This window comes from Chryseobacterium ureilyticum (assembly GCF_900156735.1).
GTDB classification, from domain to species: Bacteria; Bacteroidota; Bacteroidia; order Flavobacteriales; family Weeksellaceae; genus Chryseobacterium; species Chryseobacterium ureilyticum.
In genome coordinates, this window is the sequence record NZ_FTOL01000002.1 from 39222 (window position 1) to 59370 (window position 20149).

At 32.0% G+C, this 20149-nt stretch carries 19 protein-coding genes; 4 read left to right on the top strand and 15 right to left on the bottom strand.

Annotated elements, in window-relative coordinates; all coding sequences use genetic code 11:
* Nucleotides 1-32: 32 nt before the first annotated feature.
* The 4 genes from lpxA to BW983_RS06345 all read right to left on the bottom strand — a co-directional run bounded on the left by lpxA (nt 33) and on the right by BW983_RS06345 (nt 4546).
* Entirely contained in the window at nt 33-827 is a 795-nt protein-coding gene (gene lpxA / locus BW983_RS06330) for an acyl-ACP--UDP-N-acetylglucosamine O-acyltransferase (protein ID WP_076550939.1), read from the bottom strand.
* Nucleotides 828-2225 carry a bifunctional UDP-3-O-[3-hydroxymyristoyl] N-acetylglucosamine deacetylase/3-hydroxyacyl-ACP dehydratase gene (locus tag BW983_RS06335; protein ID WP_065394880.1) on the bottom strand — a complete coding sequence of 466 codons (1398 nt, stop codon included), beginning with the start codon at nt 2223-2225 and terminating at the stop codon, nt 828-830.
* Entirely contained in the window at nt 2218-3249 is a 1032-nt protein-coding gene (lpxD, locus tag BW983_RS06340; RefSeq protein ID WP_076550941.1) for a UDP-3-O-(3-hydroxymyristoyl)glucosamine N-acyltransferase, read from the bottom strand. The genes BW983_RS06335 and lpxD overlap by 8 nt, the downstream gene beginning before the upstream one ends.
* Nucleotides 3250-3334: 85 nt before the next feature.
* On the bottom strand, nt 3335-4546 hold the full coding sequence (locus BW983_RS06345) for an HD domain-containing protein (protein WP_076550943.1): 1212 nt from the start codon (nt 4544-4546) through the stop codon (nt 3335-3337).
* 262 nt (nt 4547-4808) lie between these two features.
* Here BW983_RS06345 and BW983_RS24265 point away from each other — a divergent pair, with 262 nt between their 5' ends.
* The 4 genes from BW983_RS24265 to BW983_RS06365 all read left to right on the top strand — a co-directional run bounded on the left by BW983_RS24265 (nt 4809) and on the right by BW983_RS06365 (nt 9289).
* Nucleotides 4809-6449 (top strand): S41 family peptidase, encoded by a 1641-nt coding sequence (locus BW983_RS24265; protein ID WP_076550945.1) that lies wholly within the window; start codon nt 4809-4811, stop codon nt 6447-6449.
* 132 nt (nt 6450-6581) lie between these two features.
* A complete protein-coding gene (porX, locus tag BW983_RS06355) occupies nt 6582-8126 on the top strand; it encodes a T9SS response regulator signal transducer PorX (RefSeq protein WP_076550947.1) in 1545 nt (514 codons plus the stop codon).
* Between the two features lie 108 nt (nt 8127-8234).
* On the top strand, nt 8235-8525 hold the full coding sequence (locus BW983_RS06360; RefSeq protein ID WP_076550949.1) for a YciI family protein: 291 nt from the start codon (nt 8235-8237) through the stop codon (nt 8523-8525).
* Nucleotides 8525-9289, top strand: coding sequence for an exodeoxyribonuclease III (locus tag BW983_RS06365; protein ID WP_076550951.1), 765 nt, complete (start codon nt 8525-8527; stop codon nt 9287-9289). Before BW983_RS06360 ends, BW983_RS06365 begins: the two co-directional genes overlap by 1 nt.
* A 71-nt stretch (nt 9290-9360) precedes the next feature.
* On the opposite strand, the gene BW983_RS06370 is transcribed toward BW983_RS06365, so the two are convergent.
* The 11 genes from BW983_RS06370 to BW983_RS06420 all read right to left on the bottom strand — a co-directional run bounded on the left by BW983_RS06370 (nt 9361) and on the right by BW983_RS06420 (nt 20136).
* On the bottom strand, nt 9361-9732 hold the full coding sequence (locus BW983_RS06370; protein ID WP_065394887.1) for a septal ring lytic transglycosylase RlpA family protein: 372 nt from the start codon (nt 9730-9732) through the stop codon (nt 9361-9363).
* 817 nt (nt 9733-10549) lie between these two features.
* Nucleotides 10550-11308, bottom strand: a complete 759-nt coding sequence (locus BW983_RS06375; RefSeq protein ID WP_076550953.1) for a hypothetical protein — start codon at nt 11306-11308, stop codon at nt 10550-10552.
* Between the two features lie 25 nt (nt 11309-11333).
* Nucleotides 11334-11951 (bottom strand): hypothetical protein, encoded by a 618-nt coding sequence (locus BW983_RS06380; protein ID WP_076550954.1) that lies wholly within the window; start codon nt 11949-11951, stop codon nt 11334-11336.
* 406 nt (nt 11952-12357) lie between these two features.
* Nucleotides 12358-13659 carry a 30S ribosomal protein S12 methylthiotransferase RimO gene (gene rimO, locus BW983_RS06385; RefSeq protein WP_076550956.1) on the bottom strand — a complete coding sequence of 434 codons (1302 nt, stop codon included), beginning with the start codon at nt 13657-13659 and terminating at the stop codon, nt 12358-12360.
* Between the two features lie 96 nt (nt 13660-13755).
* Nucleotides 13756-14301: a dTDP-4-dehydrorhamnose 3,5-epimerase gene (rfbC, locus tag BW983_RS06390; protein ID WP_076550957.1), complete on the bottom strand. Its 546-nt coding sequence runs from the start codon at nt 14299-14301 to the stop codon at nt 13756-13758.
* Nucleotides 14302-14321: 20 nt separating this feature from the next.
* Nucleotides 14322-15287 (bottom strand): MraY family glycosyltransferase, encoded by a 966-nt coding sequence (locus BW983_RS06395; protein WP_084184360.1) that lies wholly within the window; start codon nt 15285-15287, stop codon nt 14322-14324.
* Nucleotides 15284-16189, bottom strand: a complete 906-nt coding sequence (locus BW983_RS06400; protein WP_076550959.1) for an NAD-dependent epimerase/dehydratase family protein — start codon at nt 16187-16189, stop codon at nt 15284-15286. Before BW983_RS06400 ends, BW983_RS06395 begins: the two co-directional genes overlap by 4 nt.
* A complete protein-coding gene (locus tag BW983_RS06405) occupies nt 16186-17007 on the bottom strand; it encodes a glycosyltransferase (RefSeq protein ID WP_076550961.1) in 822 nt (273 codons plus the stop codon). Before BW983_RS06405 ends, BW983_RS06400 begins: the two co-directional genes overlap by 4 nt.
* Nucleotides 17007-18401 (bottom strand): hypothetical protein, encoded by a 1395-nt coding sequence (locus BW983_RS06410; RefSeq protein WP_076550962.1) that lies wholly within the window; start codon nt 18399-18401, stop codon nt 17007-17009. Before BW983_RS06410 ends, BW983_RS06405 begins: the two co-directional genes overlap by 1 nt.
* A 32-nt stretch (nt 18402-18433) precedes the next feature.
* Nucleotides 18434-19258 carry a 2OG-Fe(II) oxygenase gene (locus BW983_RS06415; RefSeq protein WP_185116860.1) on the bottom strand — a complete coding sequence of 275 codons (825 nt, stop codon included), beginning with the start codon at nt 19256-19258 and terminating at the stop codon, nt 18434-18436.
* Entirely contained in the window at nt 19258-20136 is an 879-nt protein-coding gene (locus BW983_RS06420; protein ID WP_167369967.1) for a hypothetical protein, read from the bottom strand. Before BW983_RS06420 ends, BW983_RS06415 begins: the two co-directional genes overlap by 1 nt.
* Nucleotides 20137-20149: the final 13 nt, after the last annotated feature.

A 20149-nucleotide genomic window follows, 5' to 3' on the forward strand; every position in this document is an offset into this window, starting at 1 on the left:
TTGCCTTTTAGCCCTTTTGCTGTTTAGCTTTATTAGTTGCTGTCTTTGCTTGTTCCGTAGCCTTTCACAATACCTCTTGGAGAGTTTTGGATAAACTGTAGAATCTCATCTCTTTCAGCGGTAGGTAACATTTCTTTTTCGATGTATGCCAATGCCTGAGAAACGTTCATCTTCATTTGGAAGATTGCTCTGTAAATTTTTTGAATTTCAAAGATTTTTTCATTAGAAAAACCTCTTCTTCTTAAACCAACAGAGTTGATACCTGCATAGGAAATAGGATCTCTTGCTACTTTTACGTAAGGTGGAACATCTTTTCTGATCAACGATCCACCGGAAATCATCGTGTGTTTTCCTATTTTACCGAACTGCTGAACTGCTGATAAACCTCCCATTACTGTAAAGTCACCGATTTCCACGTGTCCTGCAATACCACAACCATTTGCAATGATTACATTATCACCGATAATACAATCGTGGGCAACGTGTGAAGTCGCCATAATCAGGCAGTTGCTTCCTACTTTGGTATAACCTAAAGCTTTTGTTCCTCTATTTATTGTTACACATTCTCTTAGAGTGGTATTATCTCCAATAATGGTTCGTGTATCTTCACCATCGAACTTTAAGTCCTGAGGAATTGCTGAAATTACAGTCCCGGGAAAAATCTTACAATCTTTTCCTATTCTTGCTCCATCCATGATGGTAACATTGGGACCAATCCATGTTCCTTCTCCAATTTCTACGTCCCCTGCAATTGTAGTAAAAGGTTCTACAACTACATTTTTGCTGATTTTCGCACGTTTATCTACGGCTGCTAATTGATGGATCATTTAATCAACTTTATTTTTTGCAACTTGAGCCATTAGCTCTGCTTCTACTGCCACTGTGTCTCCTACATATCCGTACCCCTGCATGTGAACGATACCTCTTCTGATAGGCTCTATCAATTCAATTTTGAAAATAATAGTATCTCCCGGAACTACTTTTCTCTTGAACTTCACTTTATCAATTTTGATAAAATAAGTAGAATAGTTTTCTGGATCTGGTACACTTGCCAATACTAAAATACCTCCTGTCTGAGCTAATGCTTCTACCTGAAGTACACCAGGCATTACAGGCTCTTTAGGGAAATGCCCAACGAAGAAAGGTTCGTTCATTGTTACATTTTTCAGCCCTACAACATGAGAATCTGATAATTCAAGAACTTTATCGATCAATAAGAACGGAGGTCTGTGAGGCATAAGCTTCATAATACCGTTGATATCAAATACAGGTTCTTTCGTTAAGTCAAAATCAGGAACATTTTTTTTCTTCTGTAATTTCCACTGACGGTTCAGTTTTTTTGCAAACTGAGTATTTACGAAGTGTCCTGGCTTGTTAGCAATTACTTTACCTTTAATTTTCACACCTGCTAAAGCTAAGTCACCGATTACATCAAGTAATTTGTGTCTTGCAGCCTCGTTAGGATAGTTTAGGTTAAGATTATCAAGAATACCGTTTGGTCTGATAGACACATTGTCTTTACCAAAGGCTTTTTTAAGTTTTTCTGTAGTTTCAGGAGTAAGATCCTTATCTACGTAAACGATCGCGTTGGAGATATCTCCTCCTTTGATCAATCCGTGGTCTAAAAGCATCTCCAATTCATGTAAGAAACTGAATGTTCTTGCTGAAGAGATTTCGTCTTTAAATTCGGAAATATTTTTAAGAGTGGCATTTTGAGTTCCTAACACTTTAGTTCCAAAATCTACCATCGTAGTTACTTCGTATGTATCGGAAGGGATGATTGTGATCTCCGAACCTGTAGCCGGGTCACTGTAAGTAAGAACTTCTTTTACTACTAAATATTCTCTTGCTACATTTTGTTCTACTACACCTACACTTTCAATGGCTTCAACAAAATATTTTGAAGATCCGTCTAAAATAGGTGGCTCGGATGCGTCCATTTCCAACACTGCGTTGTCTATGTCACAACCTACAAGTGCAGCCAAAAGGTGCTCACAGGTAGTGATTTTTACGCCAAGCTTTTCTAATGTTGTTCCTCTTTCTGTTGCTACTACATAATTAACATCAGCTTCAACCTGAGGATTGCCCTCTAGATCTGTTCTTACAAATACAAATCCCGTATTTTCTTTTCCGGGTTTGATGGTAAGTTTTACTTCTTTACCAGTATGAAGACCTTTTCCAGAAAGTGTTACCTCTTCCTGAAGCGTTTTTTGCATATCACTCATTAGTATGATCTTTTGAGTTATTCTCAAGATTATTTATTCTGTTTACTATTCCAGGTAAGTTCCTGAAATGAACATAGCTTCTCAAATAGTCATTGTAGCTGATTGCTGGTGAGCCATACAATGTTTCTCTATCATTAACACTGGAGTTCACGCCACTCTGAGCCTGAATTTTCACCTGGTTTCCGATTTTGATATGTCCAACAACTCCTACCTGACCTCCAATTTGGTTCCAATCTCCGATGGTAGTGGAACCTGCAATTCCGGCTTGTGCTGCAATTACATTATTCTGTCCGATTTTCACATTGTGAGCAATCTGGATCAGATTATCAATTTTCGTTCCTTTTCCAATGATTGTAGAGCCGATTGTCGCTCTGTCTATACTACAGTTAGAACCGATTTCAACGTCATCTTCAATAATTACATTACCAAGCTGTGGAATCTTTTTAAATCCCTCAGCTGTTGGCTGAAACCCGAATCCGTCTCCCCCTACTACAGTATTGGAGTGAATAACACAGTTGTCCCCAATAATACAGTAATCGTAAATTCTGGCACCACTGTCTATTTTACAGTTTTTACCAATTTTTACTCCTTTCCCGATATATACGTGTGGATAAATCTGCGAACCATCACCGATTTTAGCTTTTTCAGAAACATAAGTAAATGCTCCTATATAAACTTGATCACCTATCACCGCAGAATCGTGGATAGATGAACCATCTTCAATACCTTCTTTTCTTCCTCTCATTTCCTGATACAAATTCATCAGAACCTGAAAAGATAAGTAGGCATCTTTTACTACGATTAAGGTAGGTATATAATTATTTTCATTCAGAAGTTTTTCCGAAACGATGATAACAGAGCACTTTGAGGTATCTAAAAAATGAGAAAATCTATCTTGTGCTATAAAAGAAAGATGTCCTGATTCCCCATTTTCAATTGGAGAAACCCCTGTAATAAGTGCATTCTCATCACCTATTATTTTTCCGTCAATAAAACTTGCAATTTGCGAAGCTGTAAATTCCATATTCTGCAAAGATAAGAAATTCTATAATTTGCAAACATTTTTTGAATTCAGATCGTAAATTTTAATATTATTTAAGAGTCTCCCTTTATATATCTCTCGGAAACATAAGGATATAGCGTGTTGTTTTATTCATCATTAATCCTGATAAAAGCTGGTCTTCAGACTCATGAAGCTTTATTCTTTTGCCATTTTTCTGCAGCAAATAGATCGGTTGCTTTTCCCTGTCATAAGGCAAAAGCTTTCTTTTTATCTCATGTACCAATTCTTTACCATTATCTATTCCAAAAAATTCATTGATATTTTTTACTTTTTCATCAATAACTTTTTCCTCGAAAGGATGTGATGATATAATTGTTTTAGGAAGATTTCTCTGAATAACGCATTTACACCAATAAGATAACACAAAATCATCTGAATTCTGCCATTCTTTCATTGCCTGAATAACATCATTATCATCCAGCTGAGTAAAACGTTCTACATCTTCGTCCGTCGCAGCACTTTTTTCTCTATATAAAAAGTATTTAAGATTTTCAGTTGCGGGAAGTTCAATGCCCTGAGAGATCAGATATTTGGCTCTTTCAAGAATTTTCACCAAAAGAAACTCCGCCAAAGCAGATGTTTTATGATAATATACCTGCCAATACATGAACATTCTTGCAGTTAAAAAATTTTCTATGGAATAAATTCCCTTCGCATCAATAACCAACTCTCCTTCCTCACAAACATTCATCATAGAAATAATCCTTTGTGTATTGATATTTCCTTCTGAAACACCCGTAAAGAAACTATCTCTTTTAAGATAATCCAGCCTGTCCACATCCAATTGCGAAGATATAAGCTGATTAAAAAACTTTCTGTGATATTTTCCCTGAAACATTTCGATTGCCATGGATAGATGACCGTCAAATTCTTCATTTAATTTATTCATCAGCAAAAGCGAAAGGTTTTCGTGATGCCAGTCGTCCATCAGCATACTTTCTAATGCGTGAGAAAACGGTCCATGCCCAATATCATGCATTAAAATTGCCAACATAGCTCCTTTTTCCTCTTCCTCAGAAATTTTCACCCCTTTCTGCTTTAATGTTTCCAATGCCGTAAACATCAGATGCATTGCTCCTAAAGCGTGATGAAACCTTGTATGCGTTGCTCCCGGAAAGATCAGATTCAAAAGTCCGGTCTGCCCTATTCTTCTTAATCTCTGAAAATAGGGATGTTCAACAATATCAAATAAAATTTCGTGGGGAATTTTTATAAATCCATGAACAGGATCGTTGATAATTTTTAGCTTATTCTGCATTGAATCGTCAATATTAGTAAACAAAGTTAGGGATTTTAAATTTGAAGGATGATTAATTTAGTATTAAATGGAAGGAAGGTGGGAAATGGATACAGGAAGTTATTCTGAACTCATTATTACTTTTAAGTAAAATGATTTAAATACTTTTTTAAATTAATATAGAAACTCAATACTCTTAGTTTCCTCCTATTTATTAATTATTATTAAACCCTTGCTCTTGTTACTTTAAACGTTTACCTTTGAGAAAAACCGATACCTTTTGATGAGAAAATATTTTCTTTTCATTTTATTATTTTTAAGCTTACCATTTTCCGCTCAGATTTTATCTGAAAATCAAAAACTGGAATCCCTCTGCAAAGTTTGGGGATTTTTAAAATATTACCATCCCAATGTTGCTGCAGGCAATATAAACTGGGATCAACAGCTTTTTCAAAAGATTAATGAACTTGAAAAAATCAATAATAAGACAGAACTTAACAATCTCTATTCTCAATGGATAGACAGTTTAGGAAAAATAGATATATGTAAAGATTGTTTAAAGGAAGACAATGCTCCCTATTTTCTGAAAAACTTTGATCTGACTTGGATAGACAACTCCGATATATTTTCCAAAAGTACTTCTCAGAAACTTCATTATATTCAAAACAACCGAAATACCGGAACTAATTATTATGTAGGAAAAGGCGGAAGAAAGATATATTTCAAAAATGAGAATTCTTATGGTTCAAAATTTACATCAAGCTCAGTAAGTTTATTGGAACTATTCCGATACTGGAATTATGTAGAATATTTCTTTCCTTATAAATATGAAACAGATCAAAATTGGAACACCGTTTTAATAGAAATGATTCCTAAGTTTCTTTCTGTTGATAATGATACCCACTATCATCTTGCATTAGCTGAACTGGTCACCAAAACTGATGATTCTCACGCCTATTTATTTTCAGCACCCATAAGTCTTCATTTGTATGGATCCAAAAAACTTCCTGTAGAATATTCTTATGCGGAAGGGAAACTGGTGATTACAAAGATCAATGCGAATCATTTTCATGAAAAAACACCATTAAAAGTTGATGATGTGATTTATGACATCAATGGACAAACTATTCCTCAGGTCATTAATAGTCTAGGCAAATATATTCCTGCCTCCAATTCCTGGGGAAAGGTGAATAAGATTAAAAACAAACTTATTTTCAGTAAAGATGATTCACTCACTCTTAAAGTTGAAAGAGAGGGGCAAAATATAGAAATTACCGTTAAAACATACTTTCCAAAAGATATTCTTATCAAAAAAACACCTGCTCTCAAAAAGTGGAAATTCATAGATCAGGAAAAGAAAATAGGTTATGTTAATATGGGAATCATTACCAAAGATGATTTGAATGAAATGTACAAAAACCTGAAATCTGCGGAATCTATCATTTTTGATCTTAGAAATTATCCTAAACTGACAATCATTCCATTAAGTGAGATGCTTCTTCCCAACGCCAGCTTTTATTATCAGTTTAATTTCCCGGAAACAAATTATCCTGGCAAATTTTATAGCAGAATCAACAGTATTGGCAGAAAGAATCCTGATTATTATAAAGGAAATGTAATAGTTTTGGTAGATGAAAATACCCAAAGCCAGGCAGAAACCACTACAATGATGTTCAAGCAGCATCCCAAGGTAAAGGTGATTGGCAGCAATACTTCTGGCGCCAATGGTGATATTATTAAATTTAAAATTGCGGATCTTGATACTTGTTTCACAGGACTTGGAGCTTATTATCCTGATGGCAGAGAAACACAACGAATAGGAATCATTCCAGATATCATTATAAAGCCTACATTAGAAGGAATTAAAAACGGTAAAGATGAAGTTCTCGAAAGGGCTTTACAATATATAAAGACTAATGAATAGATAGCCCAGAAAGATGAAATATTATACAGTATTTTCATTTAACTAATATTTAACTTTTAATCTTTCGATTTTGTGAGATTTTAAAAGGATTTGGTCAACATTTTGATAGAATAATCATGTAAAAAATAAATTATGTCAGAAAAGATATTATGGATCGATGATGAAATAGATTTACTTAAACCTCATATCGTATTTTTAGAAAAGAAAGGTTACCAGGTAACCCCTGTAAATAACGTGAACGAGGCTTTGGAACTTATGGATTCAGAGAAATTTGCATTAACACTAATTGATGAAAATATGCCTGGAATTTCCGGGTTAGAAGCTATACCTATGATCAAAGAAAAGGATAGTGCCTTAAAGATCGTAATGGTTACCAAAAGCGAAGAAGAACATATTATGGAAGAGGCAATCGGTTCTCAAATTGCCGATTATATCTTAAAGCCGGTAAATCCAAACCAAATATTACTTTCATTAAAGAAAAATCTTCAACAGGAAAATCTGGTGGAGCAAAAAACCATCTTACAGTACCAGCAGGAATTCAGAAACCTTTCTATGGAACTTTCTTATTTGAGAACGTATCAGGAATGGGCTGAATATTACAAAAAAATCTTAAGCTGGGAAATCAAGTTTGATAAGGTAGCAGACAATGAATTTGCGGATCTTTTACAATCTCAGAAAGAAGAAGCCAATATTCAGTTTGCTAAATTTATTGAGAAAAACTATGAAGACTGGCTTACGGATTCAGACAAACCTATGATGAGTCACACTCTTTTCAAGGAAAAAGTAAAACCAGAGGTTGAAAAAGATAAAGTTCTTTTATTAATGGTAGACAATCTTCGTTACGATCAATGGAAAGTGATAGAACCGTTGTTCACGAAGTATTACAATAAGATTTCAGAAGATTATTATTACAGTATTCTTCCTACCGCTACTCAATACGCAAGAAATTCTTTCTTTGCAGGTTTGATGCCGTCAGAAATTCAAAAAAGATTTCCAGATAAATGGTTTAACGACAATGAAGAAGGAAATAAAAACGAATTTGAACGTGACTTCCTGGAAGATCAGATGAAAAGAATCGGGCTTGGTTCTAAATCTATGAAGTACCTTAAAGTACTGAATGCTGATTTTGAAAGAAAGATCTATGATGATTTTAATCAACATAAGAACAATGATTTACTTGTAATCGTTTATAACTTTATTGATATTCTTTCACATGCTAAAACTGATAACCATATTGTAGATCAGCTTATCCGTGATGATAAAACTTTCCGCTCCCTGACTTTCAATTGGTTTGAAAACTCTTCATTATTGAAGATTATTAAAGCTGCAGCTGAAAATGGGTATAAGTTGGTGATCACTACCGACCATGGAACAGTTTACGTTAAAAAACCAAGTAAAGTAGTTGGAGACAGAGAAACATCTACCAACATCCGATATAAAACAGGTAAAAGTTTAACTTATGATGACAGTGATGTTTGGGCTATTACCAATCCGGAAAAACTTTTCCTTCCAAAAGGAAACTTAAGTTCGAAATATATTTTTGCGAAAAACAATACCTTCCTTGCCTATCCTAAGAACTACAATCACTTTGTAAATTACTATAAAGAAACTTACCAGCATGGTGGAATATCATTGGAAGAATGTATTATCCCTATAAGTGTTTTAGAACCCAAATAGTTTTTTTCATAGTTTATTAATTTTGGGTTTAAGCGGGAAAAATCGGTTGATTTTTCCCGCTTATTTTTTATAGTCTTCAAGAGTTCATATCTTCGTAAAAAATAAATCATGTTTATTATTTCGCTTACCTATAGGGTTGCTCTTGAGAATGTAGAACAGCATATTCCGGAACATAATATCTTTCTGCAGAAATATTATGATTCAGGACTTTTTATTGCTTCAGGAAGAAAAGAGCCGCGAACTGGCGGTATTATCATCAGCAATGCTCAATCTAAAGGAGAAGCTCAGGAAATCATCAAAGAAGATCCGTTCTATATTCATCAGATTGCGGATTATGAGATCACTGAATTTATTCCATCAAAATACAACGAAAACTTTAAAATCTTTATAAAAGACTAATGAGATTAATTACATACAATGTCAACGGAATCAGGGCCGCTTTTATCAAAGATTTCCTTGGCTGGCTAAAGACTGCAGATCCGGATGTGATCTGCATTCAGGAAAGTAAAGCAGGAAACGATCAGATAGACATCGAGAGCCTTGAAAAATTAGGCTATCACAGTTATTGGCATTCGGCAGTAAGAAAGGGCTATAGTGGCGTTGGAATTGCCTCAAAAATCAAACCTAATCACATAGAATATGGTTGCGGTATTGAAAACTATGATAATGAAGGAAGAGTTATCCGTGCAGACTTCGATGGTTTCTCTGCTATTTCAGTCTATGTTCCGTCTGCATCTAATATTGAGCGACTTGAATTTAAAATGCAGTTCTGCCATGACTTTCTTGCTTATATCAGAAACCTAAAAAAGGAAATTCCAAATCTTATTATATCGGGAGACTTTAATATCTGCCACGAAGCAATCGATATTCATAATCCTGTTGGCCTAAAGAACGTTTCAGGATTCCTTCCTATGGAAAGAGAATGGATGACTAATTTCATCAATGAATGTGAATTGATTGATAGTTTCAGATTCTTTAACAATGAACCGGATAATTATACATGGTGGAGCTACAGACAAAATTCAAGGGAAAGAAACAAAGGCTGGAGATTGGATTATAACTTTGCATCTTATAGCTTAAAAGAAAAGCTTACAAGAGCTGTTATTTTAAAGGAAGCTGTACATTCTGACCATTGTCCTGCTTTACTAGAATTAGATATATAATAACAAGCGAATATCTACCAACGCAAAAGCCAGCTGAAATCAGCTGGCTTTTTTTAATTTAAATCATAAAATTAATCGACAATTTCATATTCAACCGGAATTGTACCATGACTGATATCTCCGATCTCATCGAACGCAGCTTTAGACATGTCTAAAGATCTTGATGAATGGTAAGGTCCTCTGTCATTAATTCTCACTATTACCTCTTTACCATTTTTAAGGTTTGTTACCTTAACATTTGTTCCAAATGGAAGCGTTCTGTTTGCTGCAGTAAACTTTGAGTTATCAAAAATTTCTCCGCTAGCGGTTTTTCTACCGTTAAATTTATCGTGGTAGTACGATGCATAACTTGTTTTTTTCGCATCTAAGGTATTATTCGTAAATGAATAAACTCCTAAGGTTGAAATCATCATTATGATTACGAGAATGAATCTTTTCATCATTTTGAACTTTTATTGGTTTTGACGGAGCAAAAGTATCAGGAATCTTTTTATCTCCCTATTTCAATTGTTAAAAACTGTTAACGAAACAAAAACAAAATGTTAATTAACTCTGTAACCACCTATAAATAGGGACTTTGAAAGACACTGTTAAAAAGTGTTAAAAAAAATATCAAAATGTTAATTTTTTTAACTAATTAGCGCATAATTTCATAATTTTTCAAAAATTAAAGTACTAATAATCAAGTGTTTAAATAAAATAAAAAATTACTTTTTTTAGGTGAAAAATTAATGATAGAAATAAAAAATCTTAAGATTTAAAATCACCCAAACCACCCCTAAACAAAAGGCTGAATGACATTTAGCTTATACTTTAGTTCTTATTTTAACAGTAAAAATTATCTTTAAAAATATAAAAATTCAATACTGACTTATATTTTAAATAAAAAACATTTGGATTTCAATAAATTAAATGACCATCTATGCTCATCCGAATACTTCAAAAATAAGTTTAAAAGATCATATCAGAAAATTATTAGTAATAAAAAATGAATTATTTTATACTTAAATCTTTGTGATATGATGGTAATTTAAAATTACAGAAGTATTAGAGAGCTAAAATTGACATCACTTTAAATAAGAACCCCAAGTTTAATATTTATATATAATAAGCCATTTTAAGCTTTAAAAAGCTGTTAAAGGAGCTAATCATCTTCTCATAAGAAAAGCTAGTAGTAAGGTTCTCATAAAAGAATTAAGGTATATAAAACAAAAAAACCAATGATTGCTCATTGGTTTCTATATAATTAAAATATTAATCTTATTTGATGTATTCTAATACGTAGTCATACGTATCAGCAGGATATACGACAGACATGCTAGGAGAACCTGTAATAGCATTATTTGTAGCACCGATATTATAAGAATAAAGGTCTCTTGAATAAACTACTTTATTTCCTGTTCCGTTCACTTTATAGATAGTAATTCCATATAAAGAAGTCATACCTGTAGGTGAAGGGATAGTCACTGAAGTAGAAGTACCTGTTGTTGTAAAGCTTCCTTTGATTGCATATACTTGCTTATCAACTCCTGTACTAACATTGATTAATGTATTAGTAGCTACTTCATTAGTTCCGATAGTTACTTTAGGTGAAGCACCTACAGCAATCCACTGACCTGTAGTAACAGCTGTTGGAGACCCAGGATTTGAAAAGTAATAAAAACCAGGTGCAACAGGTTGGTTACCAATACCAGATCCAGTCGCAGGAGTATTACCAGTTGCAGTATTATAAACAATAATACCATCAAATCTATTAGGGTTATTTCCCGCTAAAAAACCTCCGTTATTAGTAAGAACTAATTGTGTTAAATCTGTTCTAGGGAATAGCATACCTTTTCCTAATGTACTGCTTCCATTCCAGGTAACAGAACTCGCTGCATCTAAAAATGCTGTACTACTATTAATTGAAGCATTTGCAATAGTTTGGTTTGCCTTAATTTGAGCCTGTGTATTAGTACTAAACATAAAAGCACATACAGCAAAAGCCAATCCTAATTTAGAATAAATATAATTTTTCATAAATCTGTAATTTTAAAAATAAATCTTACTGAAGACTGTCACTATACCAAAAAACACCATCTGTAATTAAGCTAACACCTGTAGCATTAACGATTACACCTGCACCTGTTGATTTATAATCAGTACTTGTAATAGTAGGACCAACACCACCAGTAACTTCAAAGATTTTGACAGTCTTACCTGCCATAGCCAAAGTAGGAGTTGGCAACGTAACGCTACTAATTGTTGTAGAATTCAGTATTACACAATTTCCAACATCAGTTGGTAAAATAGCAGCTACAGTCCCAGTAGTAATAGTTCTAAAAGTAGGAACAGTAGGAGTAACTACACCACCAATTCCGATCCATGTATTTGTAGTCTGACCATCATAATAATAGAATCCAACTGCAGTTACATTAGCTGTTTTAGTAGTAGCTGTACCGTCAATAGTAGTAACAAAAGCAAGCGCACCATTTTGAGCAGCAGTGTAAGCATTATCTTTTGCTAATAACTGAGCTCTTGTCATACGAGGGACCAATAAGGCATCAGGTCTAGCATTGTCTGTTGTATTTGCTACAACATCTAAAGTAGCGGCAGGTGTGGTTGTGTTAATCCCCACTCTCCCTTGCTGAGCCTTTGAAAGCGCCGTAAAGGCAACGAGCATAGTCGCTGTTAATAAAAATTTTTTCATAAGTTTTTAAAGATTTTAATTACATTATTTTTCATCAATATTTCCAAAAGGAAGATACATCTCAATTTGTTATCATCTTGAAACTAATATACATAAAATACTCTTTCAATGAAATTTTATTTCATTTTGATGAATAACTTACTGAAAGCATATGATTTAAAAACATTGCTTATTGTGCAAATTTAAGACATAATTTTTTAATTTGTATACTTTATAAAAGAAATTTAAATAAATCTTAATACCTTAAAAATACAACAAATTGAAAATCAAACATATATTATTTTTCAACGAAAAATATCTATGTTAAAATCCATTAATATTTCAGTTTTTTATCAATCAAAAAGTATTTTTTACTTCCTGATTAATAACCATTTATAGTTTATAGCAGTTCACCATATAAGTCAAATTCTTCGGCTGAAGTAATTTTCACATTTGCAAACTCACCGATAGAAATATAAGTATCTTCTGCAGATACTAAAACAGTGTTATCTACATCAGGAGAATCATATTCTGTTCTTCCGATAAAGTAGTTCCCTTCTTTACGGTCAAAGATACATCTGAATACTTTTCCTATCTTCTCTTGGTTCTTTTCCCAAGAAATCTGAGATTGTAATTCCATAATCTCTTCTACTCTTGCTTCTTTTACTTCCTGTGGAATATCATCTTCCAATACGTGTGCCGTAGTATTTTCTTCATGAGAGTATGTGAAACATCCTAACCTGTCAAATTTCTGTTCTCTCACCCAATCTTTAAGTTCCTGGAATCTTTCCTCTGTTTCTCCTGGATATCCTACAATAAGGGTAGTTCTGATTGCCATATCAGGCACTTTTTCTCTGAATTTTCCTAAAAGAGCATCTGTCTTTTCATGAGTAGTTCCTCTCTTCATTGATTTTAACAAATCAGAATTGATATGCTGAAGCGGAATATCGATATAGTTACAAACTTTCGGTTCTTCACGGATAATATCTAAAACATCCTCAGGGAAACCACTTGGGAAAGCATAATGAAGACGGATCCATTCCACACCTTCTACTTTTACCAATTCTTTTAGTAAATCACCCAGTGCACGTTTTTTATAAAGATCCAATCCATAGTAAGTAAGGTCTTGTGCAATAAGGATTAATTCTTTTGTCCCTTTTTTTGCTAATTTCTGAGCTTCAGTGACTAACTTTTCAATAGGTGTTGAAACGTGACCACCTCTCATCAAAGGAATAGCACAGAAAGAACATGGTCTGTCACATCCTTCTGAGATTTTAAGGTATGCATAATGCTTTGGAGTAGTTGTTAACCTCTCCCCTACCAGTTCATGTTTATAATCTGCTCCTAAATGCTTCAATAATACCGGAAGATCTCTTGTTCCAAAATACTGATCTACGTCCGGTATTTCTTTTATCAAATCCGGTTTATATCTTTCGGAAAGACAACCTGTAACAAAAACCTTTTCTACCTCACCTCTGTTTTTTGCGTCTACATAATCAAGAATCGTATTGATGGATTCTTCTTTTGCATTATCAATAAATCCGCAGGTATTGATTACCACAATATCTCCACGGTCTTCGTGAACCACTTCTTTACCATTGGCTTTCAGCTGGCTCATTAATACTTCGGAATCGTATACATTTTTGGAACATCCAAGTGTCACTACATTGATTTTCTTCTTCCCTACAGATTTTGTACGCATCTTTTTGATTTTGAGTGTGCAAAGATACAAAATATTGATAGAGTAAAGATTATAAAAATAAAAACCACTTTAAAAAAGTGGTTTTTAGGGTTTTATTTAAAAGTTACCTTCAGCAAATGTTGGTAAAACTCTGTCTTTATCAGATAGCTGAATCACATCTAGAGGCAATTTCCAGTCTATATTAAGATCCGAATCATTCCAGATAACACTACCTTCTGAATCTTTATTGTAAAAATTATCACATTTATACGAGAAAATAGCGGTTTCACTTAATACTGAAAATCCATGAGCAAATCCTCTCGGAACATAGAGTTGAAGTTTGTTCTCCGGAGTTAATTCTACACCAAACCATTTTCCGAAGGTGGGAGATTCTCTACGAAGGTCTACAGCTACATCAAAAACTCTTCCTTCAAGGCAAGATACCAATTTTGCCTGAGCGTGTTCTCCTTTTTGAAGGTGCAGTCCTCTCAATACACCGTAAGAAGATTTAGAAATATTATCCTGTACAAAGTGACCATTCATGCCTGTAAGCTCTTCAAATCGTTTTTCATTGTACTTTTCAAAGAAATAACCTCTATCATCTTCAAAAATAGTTGGTTCAATAATATAACAATCCTTTAAAGGAGTTTCTTTTATTTTCATATTTAAGTTTTTATTCTATTTTATAAACTGTATTTCTTTTTTAAACTCAATTTTAATCCCAAATATAAACATCCTGTAGGGATAAAAATTATGGGTAAAATACCCCAAATCGGGAGCTCTGACTGTATTAAAAATATATTTATTATTAATTGTACAAAAGCATATGTACTACTGATCAGTAAATGAGATACTTTTTTTTCATTAGCAAAAAGCTGATATAAATGCCTTCTATGAGCCTCAAAAATATTTTCCTTTAACAGAATTCTTTCAATAATAGTAAGTACAACTTCCACTCCATAAATAGATAATAGTAAAATATAATTGTACTCACCAGTCTTCATAATCAGTAAAGTAATCAAGCCAATTACCCAAAAGCCAATTCCCATACTCCCCACATCTCCTGCAAAGCATTTTGCTTTCTTTCTAAAATTAAAGAATAAAAAAACAAGGCAAGCTAATATTGGATAATAGATAAAGTCATGATCTGTAAACTGTACAATTTCTTTATTAATATAAGCTAATGAGCTTAATGTTACAAGGCTATAAATACCCGTCATACCATTAATACCATCCATAAAATTATAAGCGTTCAATGTACCTATAATTAGTATAAATAAGACAGGCCATACCCAGAAAGGCATCAATACAAAGGCTCCCGTAAAGTATAATAACAGAACAACTGAAATTAAGTGAACAGCAAGCCTTATTTTATTAGATAACGTCTTAATATCATCAATAAAGCTTATGGTACATATGGCAAGAAGCCCAAGACCAAAAGACCAATATTCTTCTATAATCAAATTGAAGTTAAACACTGCAAAAATAATAAATGCTACAGGAAAGATAATTCCCCCTCCTCTTAAAGTAATTTGAGTATGAGCACTTCGGTGATTAGGTTTATCAATAATGTTATATTTATCAGCTATTTTGAAATACACAAGCATCGCAATAAATAGAGCAGCTACTATCACTAAATATTCAATCATTTGTTTTTAAAGCTTTTTATAGTTTTCAGAAGACCTTGTTCTGCAGAAATAGGTAATTTCTTTATATCTAAGGCGTTTTTTATCTTTTGATTAGAAACTTCATAACTTTCTGTTAGCTTTTTCAATCTTTCAGAATTTAATGGAAGTTTTATTTTATCTCCAAACTTTGCCATTGAAGAGATCATCCCTGAAGGTAATTTCCATAGTTTACTTTTTCTTCCAGAAGCTTTTCCGATAATCTCAATTAAATGATTCGTAGAAATACTTTCATCGTCTGCAAAGTTATAAATCCCCGAAGGAATATTTTTGTTTTTAAGGATTTCAAGTATTAAAAAGTTTAAATTATCAATACTTAAGAATGATCGTTTATTTTCAAACGCAGCCAAAGGCCATGGAATACCTTTTTCTACAACTTTATATAAAAGATTCAAGTTTCCTTTATTCCCTGGACCGTGAATCATAGAAGGCCGTATTATAAAAAGTCTTTTATCTTGCGGTAAGGTTTGAGATAAAAGATATTCTTCGGCTAAAAGTTTAGATTTTCCATAGGGAGTCTGCGGAGATGAAAAATGTTTCTCATCTAAAATACCATCTACAGTATCTGCCACAGCTTTTACACTACTAAAATAAATAAAATCTTTACTGTCTGAATTCAGAAACTCATCAAAAAGTTTTCTTGTAAGCTTAGTATTTACGTTAAAATATTCTTCATCTGCAGAGGTATTTTGAGTATCGTGTGCTTTTCCTGCAAGATGAATTATAGCATCAGATGATTTATCAATAAGCTTTTCCCAATAAGGAAATCTTAATGAAAGCCCTAATATTTCAATCTTATCATCGGATAAACATTGTGAAAGATTTTGCCCTACAAAGCCTGTGATTCCTGTTATGATGACTTTCACTTAAATTGTTTTAATGTTTTCTTATTAATTTCTCTTCTTTCTGAATCAAAAAGCCAACCATATTTATTAAAATAATGAATACAGGATTTAACAAAAATTTTAAAAAGATGCTTACTTTTATTGGCTCCAGATTCATATTCGTGAATTACAGAAGCAGGCTGAAATACAATAGTTTTATAACTTTGATTTATTCTCCTTGAAATATCCCAATCCTCAAAATACATAAAAAAAGCATCATCATACATACCTTTTTTCTTTAAAGCATCACATCTGAATAACGTAAAACATCCTGATAGAACTGGAGCTTCATATATTCTATCATCCTCTACAAATCTTAATTCATATTTATTGATAAAGGAGTTATATATAAAATCAGGTTTCTTCAATTTCCGAAGAAGTATATCAATAGGAGACGGTAATAATTTAGGTAAGTTTTGTTTTGATAAGTCTGTATTTAATACTTTCGGCATCATCATTCCGATATCATCATGAGATTCCATGTATTCAATCATTGGATTAATTGCATCTTCATTTAAAATAATATCAGGATTGATTACAAAATGATATTTTGAATTTAATTCTAAAGCTTTAGTAATTGCTAGATTATGCCCAGCACCAAAACCCTTATTTTCAGGAGTATGAAAATAATGTAGAGGAAATTGAAAATATTCATTTTTTAATTTTCCCAATTCATTTGTAGGAGAGTTGTCTATAAGATATAGTTCTATATTTTTTGTATAAAAAAATATATGATCAACTAATTTTTTTATCTCAGAGTAATTGCTTCTATATAAGACAATTGAGGCTGAAAACACCATTAAGGATTAATTTTTATTGTGTTAGGTGGCAAATTCACTAATACTGATTTATCTGCCTTAACTTCTTTAAGGTTTGTTTTTTTTATATGATATTGAGCAACTTTTTTTAAATCAGGTCTCGTTAAAGAAAAAGAAACATCATTTAAGTTATTCTTCTGAAAATTGGAAATATTTATTTTTTTAACGTTATAAAACAAAACATCATTTGCATTAACATTTAAAGTTTTAAAATTTAAAGAAATATCAGCTGAGCTATCTAAATCACCAAAGAATATTGATTTATCTCTAAATTTCCCAGTCAAATCTACCTGATCAATATTGACAAAATTTTTGCCTTTAAATGCTCCTTTTATTCCTTTATTTAAGGTTTTGTCATTTGCGTTTATTTTCACATTATTAATCTGTATATTACTGTTATATCCATAAATATAAATAGCAGAATTATCAAATCTATAATCATTAAAATTTCTTTTAGAAATATCAATATCAACATTTTCAACTTCTACTTTCTGACAAGCTTCAAACCATAAAGCTCCAGATGGATTGTTTGAATAGGATTTGTTTAAATTATTTCTTATTATTATATCTTTTGCTTTAAAAAATGAATTTCTATCAGGAGTTACAGCGGTTGATCCATAATTTTCAACTTCAAGCTTATCAGCGTAAAAATTGCCATAAGAAACTACAAAATTGAATGAAGATTGCGCCATAAATACACCATCCTTGGTACTTCTCTTTTTTTTATCAAGTAAAATATAATCAGGCAACTGTCCTACATTTTCTGCGTATGCATATCCTATAGTGGTTTGCCCTAATGCATTTTTCCCTTCATCATTAGAGTGATATATATCAAATGTTTTATTACTAATATTCTTAAAATATAGATTATCCATATTAACTGTACCATGAGTAACAATAGTAATACAACTTCCAGCATGTATGTTAATCATTTTCAGATTTGTAATAACATATTTAGCAGTTTCTTCTAATCCTATAATATAAAATACATCTGGAGTTTGAGGATAAATACTTGGAATATTGTTTTCTTTACCTAAAGTATACCAATTTTCAAGTCCTTTTTTATAAGTATTTCGTCCTCCATCAATAAAAATATTTTCTAATATAACATTAGGACTTTTTAATACAAATCTGCCCTGATCCTTATAGTCTTCACCTAATATGAAATTAAAATTTTTAAGATTAGCATAAGAAATAGTCAGATCTATAGAAGTTAAAATTCGATAAGTCCTATTTTTACCATCAATAATATTTTTTTTCTCCGCATTATCCTGAATAGCAGCATAAAAAGCTTTAGTATCATCAGTAATACCATCACCTTTAGCTCCATAATTTTTTATATCAACAATTGATTGAGCATTAAAATTAAAAGCCATTAAACTGCACATTAATAAAAAGCAGAGTCTCATTATTCTTTTTCTTTTTTATAAATATGTTTTGTTTCAACAATTCTTTTACCTGTTATTCTTCTAATTCCTTGTCTAAGAAAAGCATCTAAACGTAAAAGCACATTCTTAACAGGCTCCTCAGGTCTTCCATAAAATGAAGTTACGTGAAAATATTCATGGGATTCTGCTGGTTTTTTAGAAAAATAATAATTTGACACACAACATCTTTTTCCATCAGTTACAACCTTACTTACAGAGTGTATAGAGGTTTTATTTGTAATCATTAAAACTAATCTGTTAAATTTAGAATGTATAGTCCTTTGCTTGGAATTCATTCCATTATCCCATAACTCAAGATTACCTCCAAATTCTTCCTTCCATTCAGGTGTTACATAGTATAATAAATTAAGAACCCTATAATTCTCTTTACCATTATCATGAGAATTGTCTAAGTGCGGGTTCAAAAAGTTCCCTGTTGCCATTAAACTAATACCTCCAGCATAAAGATTACTATCTGGCAACATTTCTTCTAAGCTTGTAATTTCCTCTACTATTTTAACAATTCTCTCATCTTGAAATGCAAAAACAATTTCTTCTAATAATGAATCATATAAATCCATTTGAGCAGCAATTCTTTTATTTTCTCTAAGAGATTTGTATGTTTTCATTTCTTCAGGACTAGGAAACTTACTGTAAATTTTCATAGCTATATCCTGAGGAAGCAAGTCATCAATTACACATGAATTAATTCTCCCTGATTGTAAAAATTCTTCTCTATAAATATTTTTATTAGCAGATAATTTTTCAAGTATTAAATCCGCTATATTTTTCCTGGTTAATTCCATTATTTAAGTATTTTATTAATTTTATTAGGTTTTTTAACAAATTGACGCATATCTCCTTTAGGTAAATCCCATCTATTATAACCGTTATCTTTTCTACTATTTTTACCAAATTTGAATATTTTTCCTTCTTCAGTTACAACGGCAAGATTGTATCCCAGGTTATGTGCTAATACAGACATTTTAATCTCTCCTTCTCTAATCAATAATAATTTATCTGCTGTATCTTCTCCAGGAAATTTACCATTGTTAAAATTAACAATTTCTTTTAATACATCAATTGTGGTTAAATAAAAAAAGCTTTGAAGATGCGGGATAAAATTATTTCTAATTAATGATTGTCCCATCCTTGTCGAATAAGATATTCCTAAAATAGCCACATCCTTATTATCTTCCATATAATTTATATAATCTTCCAGAAAATCTTCTGGAGAAATTGAATTCACAGAAGTATTCGTCAAAATCAAATAAGCATTTTTTTCATTTTCAATTTTATTAAAAAAAAACGAATATCCTGAAAAGTCCATTCCAAAGTTACTTACAAAATCAACATTATCTGTATTAGAATGTACAAAATCAAACTCCTTATACTTTTCTTCCTCAGACATAGTAACATTTACATACTTTTTGAACCCATCTACTTTTTGTTTTTTAAATCTTTCTAATTGATAATATAGACCACATTCAAAAGTCGGGATTTTTTCATGAATAGATTTACTTCTTTTTAGTCCATACCCTCCCCATTCATGTATATTTATATATATTTTTTTTTCCTCTATCTCTTTTCTCTTCTTTAGAATATTCAATTTCTCTTTTGAGCTATTGAGATTCTTATATAACTCTCTAATATAAATAATTGGAAAAAGAAATAGTTCTAACACTATCAATAAAAAG